This window comes from Parasphingorhabdus sp., assembly GCF_036964675.1.
Classification (GTDB): Bacteria; Pseudomonadota; Alphaproteobacteria; order Sphingomonadales; family Sphingomonadaceae; genus Parasphingorhabdus.
The window spans coordinates 1-581 of the sequence record NZ_JBALTF010000167.1 but is presented as its reverse complement, the minus strand read 5'-3'; the positions used below and the strand labels follow the sequence as shown (position 1 = coordinate 581).

The following is a 581-nucleotide window of genomic DNA, read 5'->3' as shown; positions in this document are numbered from 1 at the left end:
TGGTTTTTCTTCCCGTTTCAGCGCTTCCTCTTTGATCGCGTGCGCGGCACATTCAGCCACCGCAGCGCCCGGCCCCTGTCGGTGCAGACTTTCAAAATTCCGCTGGCGCAGATTGACCGGGCGGAGGTGGAAATTTTCGAGGATTTCGGATCGCAGACCGAGAGCGGGGCGACCGAGCGCGCGGTGCTGGTCCGGCGCGACGGCACGATCTACCCGCTCGAAACCGGCTATGTCAGCGACCCGCGCCAGCCGGTTGTCGATGCGATCAATGCCTGGCTTGAAGGCAAGACCGCAGCCTAGGTGGGGAAGGGGAAGGCGGGGCAGGGCGTTCTCGTCATCCTGAGCCACTCCCGCTCGTCATCGTGAGCCACATCCCTTCGTCATCCTGAACTTGTTTCAGGACCCCTCTCGATTGCGCGCCTGCCTTGCGGGGTCCTGAAACGAGTTAGCTGCGCTGGTCTTCGGCTCAGGATGACGACTTGTGCTTCAGGGTGATGCGCTGTGGCCCGGTGTCTCGACTGCGCTCGACACGAACGGGGTCGTCATTGCGAGCGCAGCGTGGCAATCCAGGGCGGCAGGGG

The 581-nt window shown here is 63.3% G+C and carries 1 protein-coding gene; it reads left to right on the top strand.

The window, feature by feature from the left end; genetic code table 11:
• Positions 1-300: hypothetical protein (locus V7665_RS13765; RefSeq protein WP_335665095.1), on the top strand; the 300-nt coding region annotated here is incomplete at its 5' end.
• Positions 301-581: the final 281 nt, after the last annotated feature.